Here is a 12057-nt window from a genome sequence, read left to right as displayed (position 1 = left end):
GGGTGGGCAGGACAGCCAATTCAACCAATCAATAAATAATCGGTATCAATAAACTTGGCACACTATTGAGTTCTCAAACAACAGGCACATCCGGCCTACTCGGAAAAACCATTCCCAACCGGGAACTTTCTTTTCTTTTCGCACCGCTGTGGTGTTTTACTAGCTTATTCCATCCGGACCGTTTTAGCAATTCGGTGAATTCTGAAGAATTTCAATCGAACCGGCTATTCCAGCCCTTCCGAACCCAGCATCCAGTCCCAGGCTTCCCGCCGGCACACAAAGCGCGCAGCAGATCCACCATCGAAAGAAAGTTGGGGTTTGGCCGCCATGCTTCGGGCGCTTCGTGAGCGTCCCGGCCGCGGCGACTCAGAAAACATTACAGGCCTCCGGGCGGCTGTGCAAATCGGAAAGACGTGTCCTGCGACACCCTGCATATGGTCACCAAACTGATGAATTATTGGTCCTGATCAACACCCGCATGAAAGCCGCACGGCCCCTCTCCGCCAGCGCGGTGCACGTGTCCTGCTTTTGGCGGGCCCCCTATATATACGCACCCTTTTGAGGGCTCCTATATAGAGGGGCACAGGACGCCGGGCCGCGGGCTCCTACGGTGAGGCCCTGCGTCCCGGTTGCACAGCAGGCGCTCTCTATATAGCAGCCCTAGCGGAGGGTCGTGCCCAGAGGGGCTCCGATACAGGAGGGTCATGCCCAGTTGGGCTTCTATACAGAGAGGCTCCCTGCAGGGATGGGCGTGGACCTTCCCTGCACAGCATCCATCGAGGGCAGCCGGGCCCCGCTGCCCTCCTATATAGAACCCGTACATAGGGCCCCTATATAGGAGACGGGCACACAGTCGCCTGCCTGGTGCCTCCGCAGGCACGGGCACTGGCTCTCATGAAATACAGCTCTCATGAAATACCCCGGCCGCTGCCCACCATTTACCCGGAACCTGCGCGCAGCTGGTCCGCGGCTGCTCACAGCTGGTCCGCACCTGCCCACAGCGCCGGGTGCCGGCGTCGTCCGCTGTCTGGTCTGCCACAATCTGCTGCCGGCTCAGTGTCCCGGGGCCCCGGACAGGGCACCCAAAATATCGGGTAGACTTGTTCCCGGCCCCTCATGTGGTGTCATCCTGTGAACTCCCCCAGGACCGGAAGGTAGCAAGGGTAAGCGGGCTCTGGCAGGTGCATGGGGGGTCTTTAATTTATCCGGAAACAGCGGGTTTTCCACCGCGCCGGGCCCGGATGCGAACCGTCAGTGCCAACCGATAAGGTTCTATCTGTGAGTACAGCCCTTTACCGCCGCTACCGTCCCGAGAGCTTCGCGGACGTGATCGGCCAGGAGCATGTCACCGAGCCGCTAATGGCGGCCCTCTCAAAGAACCGCGTCAACCACGCCTACCTCTTCTCAGGTCCGCGCGGCTGCGGCAAGACCACCTCTGCGCGGATTCTCGCCAGGTGCCTGAACTGCGCCCAGGGCCCGACGCCGATCCCCTGCGGCACCTGCGACAGCTGCGTTGAGCTCGCCCGCAACGGCGCCGGCAGCCTGGACGTCATCGAAATTGATGCTGCCAGCCACGGCGGTGTGGACGATGCCCGCGATCTGCGCGAGCGGGCCACCTTCGCTCCCGTCCGGGACCGCTACAAGATTTTCATCATCGACGAGGCCCACATGGTCACCTCCGCCGGGTTCAACGCCCTGCTGAAGATCGTGGAAGAGCCGCCGGAACACATCAAGTTCATCTTCGCAACCACGGAACCGGACAAGGTCATTGGCACCATCCGTTCCCGCACCCACCACTACCCGTTCCGGCTGGTTCCGCCGGAGCCGCTGCTGGCCTACCTCGAGAAGCTCTGCGTGCAGGAAGGCGTCCCGGTTGCCCCGGGCGTACTGTCCCTGGTGATCCGCGCCGGCGGCGGATCCGTCCGCGACTCCCTCTCCGTTTTGGACCAGCTTATGGCCGGCGCCGGGGAATCCGGCCTGGACTATGAGCTGGCCGTGAATCTCCTTGGCTACACCCACGTGGCGCTGCTCGACGACGTCGTCGATGCATTTGCCGCCGGCGATGCCGCCACCGTCTTCAGCGCCGTGGACCGGGTCATTCAGACCGGGCAGGATCCCCGCCGCTTCGTGGAAGACCTCCTGGAACGTTTCCGCGACCTGATTGTGGTCAATGCCATGCCCGACGCCGCTGCGGCCGTTCTCCGCGGTGTGCCGGAAGACCAGATCAACCGGATGCGCACACAGGCTGCCCAGTTTGGCGGGAGCGAACTTTCTCGCGCAGCGGACATCACCAACACGGCGCTGACCGAAATGACCGGCGCCACCTCTCCGCGGCTTCACCTTGAGCTGCTCTGCGCGCGTATCCTGCTTCCCGCAGCCGACCAGTCCGAACGCGGCACTGCCGCCCGGGTTGACCGGATTGAACGCCGGCTGAGCTACGCGGGCGACGCCGCCCCGGCCGCCGCAGGCCTTCCCCAGCAGCGCGCCGCGCAGGTTCCGGAGCAGATTTCCGGGCCTGCCGCTGCACCGGCCGCTTCGCAGCAGCCGACAGCACCTGCAGCCGGTGCCCCGGCGCCGGAGTCCGCTCCGGCCGCCTCCAGCACTACTGCCGACTCCGGAGCTTCCTCCAGCGGAGCAGCAGACTGGGGTGGAACGTGGGCTACTCCGGCCGTTCCTGCCTCGTCGGGCACCCGTCCGACGGGAGCCGGAACCCAGCCTGACTCCGGCTCAGCGCCCGCATCCCCCGCTCCGAGCCGGACCTGGGACGATGTGTCCCGCGAAGCCGCCACACAGCAGACCGCAGGGCAGGGGCAGCACGGCGCCGTCCCGCAGGTCCAGCCGGAGCAGCCCGCACGGCAAACCGCCCAACGGGAGGAACCGGCCCCCGGTGCCCCGGCGCAGGGCCAGCCCCAGCGGCAGGATCCCGCTGCACGGCCCCAGGCCCAGCAGTCCGGGCCGGCCCAGTCAGCCCCTGCTCCTGGCAGTGCACAGGCAACCCCTCCAGCGCCCACGGCCCAGCCGCAGCCGAACGCCGGCGGACAGTCTGCCGCCCCGTCAGCTGCCGGTCCCGGCCAGATCGAAATGATCCGGCGGGCATGGCCGGAAATCATGGATGCCCTGACCAGCATCCGCCGTGCCACCTGGCTCAACGTCAGCAAGAACGCGTCGCCGCGTTCCTTCGACGGCCGGGTCCTTGAGCTTGCCTTCTCCAACCCCGGCGCGGCTACCAACTTCAACCGCCCTGACCATCTGGAGAACCTCCGCAAGGCCATCCACCAGGTCCTCGGCGTGGACTGCCAGGTCAACGCCGTACATGACAGCACCGCGTCAGCGGGTGAACCCGGCCCAAAAGCTGGTAGCCGGCTGACCCCGCCGGCACAGACTCCGGCACAGTCTTCCGCACCGGCACAGACTCCGGCGCGTCCTTCCGCACCTGCTCCTTCCGTACGCCCGGAGACCGGCGCGGCAACCGCCGGCCCCGCTGCAGCTCAGCGCACGGCTGAAGCCGGACAGGAAACCGGGCACCAGGCCGCAGCACGGCCGGTCGGACCGGAAACCCAGGCACACCAGCCGGCACCCCAGGCTGCCCCTGCAACTCCGGCAGGCCCAGCGACTTCTGCAGCTCCTGCAGGCGTGACTCCTGCAGCTCCGGAAGCCACGGCACCTTCGCCAGCTCCGGAAGCTCCGTTGTCCCCGCAGCCTCCCCGGCGACCACAGTCCCCAGCCGCAGCCAGCACTGGAGCGGCCGGTTCTCGCCCGGGCCGAGCTCACGGTGACAGCGCTTCGGGCAGCATGCCGTCCCGCAGCGGCGGATCGGCGCGCAGCAGCGCCCCGCTGCCCGAGGACTGGCCGCAGGAACCCTCCGAACCGGCCGACGTGCCCGAAAGCAACGCCTGGGAAACAGCTGCCGTTCCGGATGACATTCATGTCAGCAGCGCGGTCAGCGATGAAGAATGGGCCAGTACCAACTGGGCCGGCACAACAGCCACCCGCCCGGGCACTGGTTCCGGCACACGCAGCGCCCCGGCCGGGGCAGGCCGCGGACCGGCAGGTCATCCGGCACCGGAAGCCCACGGCTCTGCTGCCCACCAGCCAGCCGACCGGCCGGCAAACACATCCACTTCCCGCCCCGCGCAGGCAGCCGGCACAAGCTCGAACCAGAGCAACAGCCAAACCGGTACCCGCCCGGCCGGCGCCGAGGCAGGGGCAGGCGCGTACGCGGCAGCACCGGGAACCAACGGCAGCTCCGCGCAGCAGCCGGGTACGCCGTCGGGCGCCACAGAACAGGGCAGCCAGTCCGGTCCACACCGCCCGGGCCAGAAACTCAGCCGCTACCAGCAGCTGCTAAACGAGGCAGCCCAGCGCGGCGGCGGGGCCCCGGCGTCCGCAGCCCGCGGCAACGTAGACTTGGCGTACGTCGAAGATGTTCCCAGCGCCGACGATGTGACGCTTGAAGATTCCGGGCTGGTTGGCCGTAAGGCAATCGAGCGGATCCTGGGCGGACGGCTGATTGAGGAACGCAGCCTCGACGGCCACGGCGTCCACCGGTAGCCGCGAGCAACTAACCGGACAACAACTATTTCCCTAAGAAGGCCACGTGTACGAAGGTGCGGTTCAGGAACTGATCGACGAGTTGGGCCGCCTCCCCGGCGTGGGCCCCAAGTCGGCCCAGCGGATCGCGTTCCACATCCTTGAGTCCAATGCCGAGGACATGTCCCGGCTGGCTTCGGCCATTGTGACGGTCAAGGAAAAGGTGAAGTTCTGCCAGGTGTGCGGCAACGTCACCGAGCAGGAGACCTGCAACATCTGCCGCGATCCGCGCCGGGACCCCACCATGATCTGCGTGGTCGAGGAGTCCAAGGACGTGATCGCCGTCGAGCGCACCCGTTCCTTCCGCGGCCGCTACCACGTCCTGGGCGGGGCAATTAACCCCATCGCCGGTGTCGGCCCTGACCAGCTGCGCATCCGTGAACTGCTCAGCCGGCTCTCCGATGAGCAGATCAGCGAGATCATCATCGCGACTGACCCGAACCTGGAAGGCGAGGCCACGGCCACCTACCTGGTCCGGATGCTCAAGACCCTCGGCATCACCGTCACCCGGCTGGCTTCCGGCCTGCCGGTCGGCGGCGACCTTGAATACGCTGACGAGATCACCCTGGGCCGCGCCTTCGAAGGACGCCGCAGCCTCAGCTAACGGTTCTCCAGCTTCCTACGCGATCCGGGTTCCCGCAGCCAGCCTCTGTGCGGGCGTGCGCAGCCGGCGCCAGGCCAGCACCAGTGCCAGCGCCGCTCCCGCGAACTGCACGGCCAATCCCAGCGGCCAGACGGGGAACGACGACGCCGGGACGCCGTACTCGCGCGGCTCACCGTTGAGGCACTGCGGTCCGCTGGACTCGGCTCCTGCCTGTGCGTATCGAACGGCCTCGCCAATTCCCTGCAGCGGGCCCCCGCTCATGTCGTCGCCTGAGTACGGAAGGGCGTCTGCCAGGACTACAAAGGGATTCGCGGCCAGCAGCCAGGCGGTGCGGTCCGTGTGGTAGACATCCGCTTCAAACAGCGGACCCACACAGCTGAATCCAGGCTCGCTGCCGGAAGGCTGAAGGTAGGCGTCTTCCTCCCACTGCGGCATGTTGGCCTCCACGGTTCCGCGGACCAGCGGCGTGCTCAGGCCAAAGGCGATGACGGTGCCGATGGACAGCAGTGCCACCAGCATGTAGGTCACCACGATCGAGAACAGCGGCCGGTTGGCGAGTGTGGACACCGCCACGCCCAGCGCGCACACCACCCCCAGCTCGATGCCCAGCATGAGCAGGGAAACCGCGGCGATGCCGGGGTTCACCCCGCCCAGCGCCAGCGCCCACAGCAGGAACGGGACACTCGCGGCCAGGAACCCGAGGGATGCTACCCAGGACGCCAGCCATTTGCCGGCCAGCAGTTGGCCCGGACGCAGCAGGGTTACCTGCAGAACTGCCAGCGTTCCGGCTGCGCGGTCTCCGTTGACGGCGTTGGCGGACAGGGCAGGCGCCACCAGCAGCCCGAAGAACAGCACAAAGGCGACCATCAGTTCGAACAGCACCTGGCCTGCCGTGGTCTGCTGGTCCGTCACCCAGGCGGTGAAGGCAGCCACCAGTCCGATCACCACAAACCAGACTGCCAGCAGGATGTACCAGCCGCGGGAGCGCAGCCGCTGTTTCATCTCGAGTGCAAAGACAGTCCCTACGCCGTTGAAGTAACCAAGTCCCGCCTGCTGCGGGCTGAGTGCTGTGCTCATGGCTTCTCGGCCTCCAGGCTCATGTAGGTCTCTTCGAGTGCTCCGGTGGCCGGCGCGAAGGCATAAACCTCAACGCCGGACGCCACCAGGTGCCGCAGCACGTCCACGGCATGGTCCTCACCGCCAAGCTGCACCCGCACGTGGCTGCGCCGGGTTCCTTCCCCCACGGCTGCGGCCAGGCCCCGGGCTTCCAGCGCCCGCAGCAGCGCACCCGTGTTCCGGGCGCTGACGGCATACCAGCGGACCTGTGTGCCGGCGTCGTCCAGGCTTTGTGTCTTGACTGTCTTACCGCCGGAGGCGAACACGGCACGGTCTGCCATCTCGTCCAGTTCGGAGAGCACGTGGGAGGACACCAGAATGGTCTTGCCGGCAGCAGCGAGGCGCCGGAGGAGCAGTCGAAGCTCCACCCGGGAGCCTGGGTCCAGGCCGGAGGCCGGTTCATCAAGCAGAAGCACAGCCGGGTCGTGGATGAGCGCGCGGGCCAGGCTGAGCCTTTGCTGCTGGCCGCGGGAGAAGACCCGGGCCGGTTTGTCCGCGAAGTCTGCCAGGCGTACCTCGGTGAGCAGCTCCCCGGCCCGCTGCGCGGCGGCAGCAGGTGCCATGCCGTACAGCTTGCCCATCGTGACCAGGATTTCAGTCGCGGTCAGGGAGTCCCAGACTCCCAGGGTGTCCGGCATCCAGCCCACGGAACGCCGGACGGCGAGCGGATCCAGCACCGGATCAGCACCGGCGATCCGGATGGTCCCCGAATCCGGGGCCAGGAGGGACGCCAGCATCAGCAGCAGCGTCGTTTTGCCCGAACCGTTGGGCCCAATCAGGGCCGTGACGGTGCCGGGAGGCGCCTCGAGCGTCATTCCGCTGACGGCCTGGACCGCTCCAAAGCTGCGCGTAACCCCTTGGACGGCAATGCCGCCCGGTTCAGTAGTCCCCATCGGGCCACCCTATAGTCCGGATACCCCGCCCGGAGGCGCCTGCAGGTATATGTCGCGGCAAGTCCGGGTCCGCAGCGCGCGCAACTTTCCCGGCCGGGGATTCGTTAAGTACACGTTGAGCGGCATGTCGGCGTTATTTCAGTGCCGCTGCAGCCCCGCTATAGACTTTGAAGGTTGGCCGCCGCCGTGCGGCCTATTCCACGGACATTTAGAGCCGCAGCGGCTTACGCGCCGCCGGCAGCAACTTGGAAGAGTTCCAGAGAGCGTGTACGCATGAGCCTGATAGTGCAGAAATTCGGCGGATCCTCCGTATCGGACGCCGAAGGCATCAAGCGCGTAGCCAAGCGCGTGGTGGATACCCAGAACGCAGGAAACGACGTCATTGTGGTGGTTTCCGCCATGGGCGACAGCACCGACGAACTGCTGGATCTGGCCGGGCAGATTACCACCGGCGCCTACCCGCGCGAGATGGATATGCTGCTCAGCTCCGGCGAACGCATCTCCATGGCCCTGCTGGCCATGGCCATCAACGAACTCGGCGCATCCGCCCAGTCCTTTACCGGCAGCCAGGCCGGCATGATTACCGACGCGATCCACGGCAAAGCCCGGATCATCGACGTCTCCCCGCACCGGATCAAGACGGCAATCGAAAAGGGCGACGTCGCGATTGTCGCCGGTTTCCAGGGCATGAGCCGGGACAGCCACGACATCACCACCCTGGGCCGCGGCGGCTCGGACACCACCGCCGTCGCCCTCGCTGCCGCGCTCGACGCGGATGTCTGCGAGATCTACACGGACGTGGACGGCGTCTACACCGCCGATCCCCGCGTGGCGCCGACCGCCCAGAAGATCGAAAAGATCTCCAGCGAGGAAATGCTGGAGATGGCGGCATCGGGTGCAAAGATCCTGCACCTGCGCTGCGTGGAGTACGCCCGCCGTTTCGGAGTGCCGCTGCATGTGCGGTCCTCTTTCAGCCAGAACGAGGGGACCTGGGTACTGCCCAGCCCGGATGACAAGATCAAGATTCAAGAGGGAGAACCCTTGGAACAGCCCATCATTTCCGGCGTCGCGCATGACCGCTCCGAAGCCAAGCTCACCGTAGTCGGCGTACCTGACATCCCCGGCAAGGCAGCGGAGATCTTCGGCATCGTCGCCGGCGCCAATACGAACATCGACATGATCGTTCAGAACGTTTCCACCAAGGGCTCAGGCCAGACCGACATTTCCTTCACCCTGCCGATCGTTGACGGCCAGGCCGCCATGGCAGCCCTCAACGCAGCCAAGGCCGAGGTTGGCTTCGACAGCATCGACTATGACGAGCAGATCGGCAAGCTCTCGCTGATCGGTGCCGGCATGCGCTCCAACCCGGGCGTTTCGCACCGCTTCTTTGAGGCGCTGCACCTGGCCGGCGTGAACATCGACATGATTTCGACGTCGGAAATCCGCATCTCGGTGGTCACCAGCGCGTCCAAGCTCGACGACGCGGTGCGTGCGGTGCACGCAGCATTCGGGCTCGACGGCGAAGCTGAAGCCACCGTATACGGCGGCACCGGCCGCTAGCCGCAACTGTGCAACAAGGGGCGTCCGGGGTACCGGGCGCCTCTTGCGCTTAACGAAGTTCGATTCCGCCCGGGGTCAGTACAGGTGCTCGCGGAACAGCGGTCCGTGGAAATAGTCCTTGTACACCACCGGCTCGGCGGGTTCGCGGTGCGGTTTGCCGTCTGCGTATTCCCGGTCCACCCCGTAGTGGTGCCCTTCGCTGTCTATTTCCACGATGTAGTCCGGCAACCCGGACTGGGTTTCCGGTATCTCGTCCTCGGGCAGTCGCGGCTCGCTGCCGCTGCCCGGATCCGGCATGGTTGCCATGTCGATCCCCTCCTTCAAGGACCAGGGTCAGGTCCCTACAGGATAGGATTCCGGCGCGGAAAAAGACCCGCGGCCCCGAAAGATCAGTCCGCTTTGCGGGGCAGGATGTAGCTGCTGCCGTCAGCGCGCTTCACGGTCTCCCACTTGGCCTTTTCTTCGGCCTGCTGGGCTTCGAGGAGACGCTTGTTCTCCTCCGTCATGTCATGGGTCAGGGAAGAGCTCTGGGCGGGTCCGAAAATCAGCCGCGCCTTGCCGGTTGCGCGCATGAATTTTGCGGTGAAGCTTTCCCGAGCTGCCATGAGATGTCCCTTCCGAGGTGTACCTGTGACCTATAGTACGCTAATTGTTAGTGCACTAAACATTGAGGAGGCGGCCATGGATCCGGTCGACGATGATCTGCTGCTGGAACACCAGCTGTGCTTCGCCCTGTCCGTGGCCTCCCGGTCGGTGGTCGGGGCGTACCGCCCCGTACTGGAGGACCTCGGTGTCACCCACCCGCAGTACCTGGTGCTGCTGGCCTTGTGGGAGCAGAGCCCGCGCACGGTGCGGAACCTCAGTGACGCGCTCCTGATGGAGCCGGCTACCCTCTCCCCCATGCTCAAACGGATGGAGAGCGCGGGGCTGGTTTCCCGCAACCGCGCCCCGGACAACGACCGTTCCCTGGCCGTGGACCTGACCGAGCACGGACACAGCCTGCGCCGGAAGGCCCTTGCCGTTCCGGGCGCCATGATGGAGCGCCTGAAGCTCAGCCGGGACGAGGTACTGGAGCTCAACGCCTCGATGCGCCGCCTAATCGAAGCCACGCAGGTGCCTGCGGCCACGAATAGTGCGAATACCCAAATGAGTACGTAAAAAGCAACGACAAGATAACAATTGAAGTGTGGTATATAAGCGGCCTTATTGTCGCAAATACTAAAACTTATCCGGCGTATTCTTCTTCGCGTCCCGAAACGCACCCCATGGGCGGCGCCATGCCCGCCCCAAGGAGAAGATTCCCGTGGCAACACCGCCATCCAGGCAAACACAGCCCAAAGCATCCATGGGCCAGCGCGCCGCCCGCGTGCTGCGCAGGGAAAAGAAGAAATACCCGCATGACACTCACCCCGGGCTGGTCCCCGGAATCGCCGTCGACGATCAGCGGGTCCGCTACGGAACGGATCCCCTGGTCTTTGGCATCGCGGCCGTTCTGGTTCTCGGATTCGTGGGCTGGGGCGTCTTCTCCACCGAGACGCTGAAGTCGGTCTCCGACCTGGCGCTGGGCTGGGTTGTCACGAACACCGGCTGGCTCTTCAGCTCCCTGCTTGTGGTCATTCTGGTGTTTATGCTGTTCATCGGCTTCAGCCGCTACGGCAAGATTCCGCTCGGAGTGGACGGGGAAAAACCCGAGTACTCCAAGTTCTCCTGGGTTGCCATGATGTTCTCCGCGGGCGTGGGCATCGGGCTCTTCTTCTTCGGCCCGTTCGAGCCGCTGACCTACTTCATGTCGCCGGCCCCCGGCGAGGCCCAGGCCGAAACCACCGAAGCCCTGCACAAGGCCATGGCCCAGACCTACTTCCACTGGGGGTTCAACGCCTGGGCCATCTACGCCCTGGTGGGCGCTGCCGTGGCCTACGGCTCCTACCGCCGCGGCAGGGTTCCGCTGATGAGCGCCATCTTCACCCCGCTGCTCGGGCGCAAGCAGGCGGAAGGACCTGCCGGGCGCCTGATCGACATGTTCGCCATTGTCGCCACCCTGTTCGGCACGGCAGCATCCCTTGGCATCGGTGCACTGCAGATCGGCCGCGGCGTGGAAATCGTCAGCGGCATCGGGCAGCTGCCAAATGCGGCACTGATCGGAATTATCGCCATCCTGACGGCGGCGTTCATTGCGTCTGCGGTTTCCGGCATTGGGCGCGGTATCCGCAGGCTCTCCAACATCAACATGTCGCTGGCGATTGTCCTGGTGATCTTCATCTTCCTGACCGGCCCCACACTCTTCCTGCTCAACCTGATTCCCGCCTCCATCACGGAGTACCTCTCCGACCTGCTCCATCTGATGAGCAAAGGCCCCTCCTGGGGCGCTGAGGCCGCGGACTTCTCCGCCAACTGGACCGTCTTCTACTGGGCCTGGTGGATTTCTTGGTCCCCGTTCGTTGGCATCTTCCTGGCCCGGATCTCCCGCGGCCGGACACTGCGTGAATACGTGCAGTACGTCCTGGTGGTGCCCACCCTCGTCTGCGTGCTCGCGTTCGGCATTTTCGGGGGAACAGCCATCTGGATGCGGACGCAGGGAGCCGACATTTCCGCAGACGGTGCCCCGGAAGCCCTGTTCTTCCAGATACTTGACGGCCTGCCGCTGAGTTCAATCACACCGTTCCTGGCGATGTTCTGCATCGCGATTTTCTTCATCACCTCGGCTGACTCCGCCTCGCTGGTCATGGGAAGCCTGTCCCAGCGCGGCAAGCCCGAACCTGACCGCAGAGTCACCGTCTTCTGGGGCCTGGCCATGATGGGCATCGCCGTGGTCATGCTGCTGGTGGGCGGCAACGAGGCGCTGTCCGGACTGCAGAACCTGATCATTGTTTCCGCCCTGCCCTTCGCCGTCATCCTGGCGCTGATGATGGTTGCCTTCACGCGTGACCTGCAGACCGACCCGCTGATCATCCGCCGGGAATACGCAACCGCCGCCCTCGAACAGGCCGTGCGCACCGGAATCGACGAACACGGCGATGACTTCGCAATCTCCGTACAGAAGGCCCCGCAGGGACAGGGCGCCGGAGCGGACTTCGACTCCCATGACGCGACCGTGACGGACTGGTACCAGCGCAGGGACGAAGACGGAAAACCGGTGGACTACGACTATGAGTCCGGCGAGTATGCAGACGGCTGGACAGCCGACGGCGACTCCCCCACTTCCGGCTCGGGCGCCGACCAGGATACGGATACCGGCAGGGACAAGGACAGCGGCCTGTCCGAGGATCCACAGCCCGCACCCGTCCGCTAGGACGC

The 12057-nt window shown here is 65.4% G+C and carries 9 protein-coding genes and 1 other RNA gene; 6 read left to right on the top strand and 4 right to left on the bottom strand.

Annotated elements, in window-relative coordinates; all coding sequences use genetic code 11:
- Positions 1–1105 precede the first annotated feature (1105 nt).
- The 3 genes from ffs (at position 1106) to recR (ending at position 5194) form a co-directional block, all read left to right on the top strand.
- An RNA gene (ffs, locus tag ACWGQ2_RS11215) (signal recognition particle sRNA small type) lies at positions 1106–1201 on the top strand.
- Between the two features lie 77 nt (positions 1202–1278).
- Complete coding sequence (locus ACWGQ2_RS11210) at positions 1279–4551, top strand: DNA polymerase III subunit gamma and tau (RefSeq protein WP_452017223.1); 3273 nt, start codon at positions 1279–1281, stop codon at positions 4549–4551.
- Positions 4552–4597: 46 nt separating this feature from the next.
- Positions 4598–5194, top strand: coding sequence for a recombination mediator RecR (gene recR / locus ACWGQ2_RS11205; protein ID WP_422402234.1), 597 nt, complete (start codon positions 4598–4600; stop codon positions 5192–5194).
- A 15-nt stretch (positions 5195–5209) separates the two neighbouring features.
- On the opposite strand, the gene ACWGQ2_RS11200 is transcribed toward recR, so the two are convergent.
- Both ACWGQ2_RS11200 and ACWGQ2_RS11195 read right to left on the bottom strand, forming a co-directional pair.
- The gene (locus tag ACWGQ2_RS11200) at positions 5210–6271 is read right to left on the bottom strand and encodes an ABC transporter permease (protein ID WP_452017220.1); all 1062 of its coding nucleotides are present in this window, start codon (positions 6269–6271) and stop codon (positions 5210–5212) included.
- Complete coding sequence (locus tag ACWGQ2_RS11195) at positions 6268–7203, bottom strand: ABC transporter ATP-binding protein (protein ID WP_452017218.1); 936 nt, start codon at positions 7201–7203, stop codon at positions 6268–6270. Before ACWGQ2_RS11195 ends, ACWGQ2_RS11200 begins: the two co-directional genes overlap by 4 nt.
- 273 nt (positions 7204–7476) lie before the next feature.
- Between ACWGQ2_RS11195 and ACWGQ2_RS11190 the strand changes: the two genes are divergently transcribed.
- Positions 7477–8763, top strand: a complete 1287-nt coding sequence (locus tag ACWGQ2_RS11190; protein ID WP_452017216.1) for an aspartate kinase — start codon at positions 7477–7479, stop codon at positions 8761–8763.
- A gap of 75 nt (positions 8764–8838) precedes the next feature.
- Here ACWGQ2_RS11190 and ACWGQ2_RS11185 read toward each other — a convergent pair whose 3' ends face one another.
- Positions 8839–9069, bottom strand: a complete 231-nt coding sequence (locus ACWGQ2_RS11185; protein WP_452017214.1) for a hypothetical protein — start codon at positions 9067–9069, stop codon at positions 8839–8841.
- 83 nt (positions 9070–9152) lie between these two features.
- Entirely contained in the window at positions 9153–9368 is a 216-nt protein-coding gene (locus tag ACWGQ2_RS11180) for a hypothetical protein (protein WP_452017212.1), read from the bottom strand.
- Positions 9369–9444: 76 nt separating this feature from the next.
- Here ACWGQ2_RS11180 and ACWGQ2_RS11175 point away from each other — a divergent pair, with 76 nt between their 5' ends.
- Positions 9445–9921: a MarR family winged helix-turn-helix transcriptional regulator gene (locus ACWGQ2_RS11175; protein WP_452017210.1), complete on the top strand. Its 477-nt coding sequence runs from the start codon at positions 9445–9447 to the stop codon at positions 9919–9921.
- Positions 9922–10066: 145 nt separating this feature from the next.
- Positions 10067–12052, top strand: coding sequence for a BCCT family transporter (locus ACWGQ2_RS11170; RefSeq protein WP_452017208.1), 1986 nt, complete (start codon positions 10067–10069; stop codon positions 12050–12052).
- The last annotated feature ends 5 nt before the right edge of the window (positions 12053–12057 follow it).

The organism is Arthrobacter sp. NPDC055585, from assembly GCF_053619115.1.
This window is presented reverse-complemented; position numbering and strand designations above follow the sequence as displayed.